At 44.3% G+C, this 582-nt stretch carries 2 tRNA genes; both read left to right on the top strand.

Features of this window, described 5'->3' with window-relative positions:
* Positions 1–154 precede the first annotated feature (154 nt).
* A tRNA-Ile gene (locus tag MHZ95_RS20795) sits at positions 155–231 on the top strand.
* A 47-nt stretch (positions 232–278) separates the two neighbouring features.
* A tRNA-Ala gene (locus MHZ95_RS20790) sits at positions 279–354 on the top strand.
* Positions 355–582: the final 228 nt, after the last annotated feature.

Genomic DNA, 582 nt, shown 5'->3' with positions numbered 1-582 from the left:
CGTAACAAGGTAGCCGTATCGGAAGGTGCGGCTGGATCACCTCCTTTCTAAGGAATATTTCGGAATGTAGACCCAAGGGGTCTGCAAGTTAACGTTTTGCGTTCAGTTTTGAAGGTTCATTATGAAACTTCATCTTATTAAAAAATCCCGAAAGGGGCCTATAGCTCAGCTGGTTAGAGCGCACGCCTGATAAGCGTGAGGTCGGTGGTTCGAGTCCACTTAGGCCCACCATATAGACCTTTTAAGTAGAACGGCTGCTTAAAAACAATATTTATTGAGGGGCCTTAGCTCAGCTGGGAGAGCGCCTGCCTTGCACGCAGGAGGTCAGCGGTTCGATCCCGCTAGGCTCCACCAATTAATTGTTTCGGCAATTGGATTGCTGAATACCATTATTTTGTTCATTGAAAACTGGATAAAACGACATTGAAAGTAACAAATCAAGAATCAACCGAACAAATCCTTTTTGTGATTTGTTTATGCAATACCTTTTTAAGAGCACTTGTTTACATCGCTGTGAACAAGGACTCACCAAGATGGCTTATTGAAGCCGAAAGGTTAAGTTAGAAAGGGCGCACGGCGGAT

Source organism: Sporosarcina sp. ACRSM, assembly GCF_022346545.1.
In the GTDB taxonomy this organism is placed as follows: domain Bacteria; phylum Bacillota; class Bacilli; order Bacillales_A; family Planococcaceae; genus Sporosarcina.
This window is presented reverse-complemented; position numbering and strand designations above follow the sequence as displayed.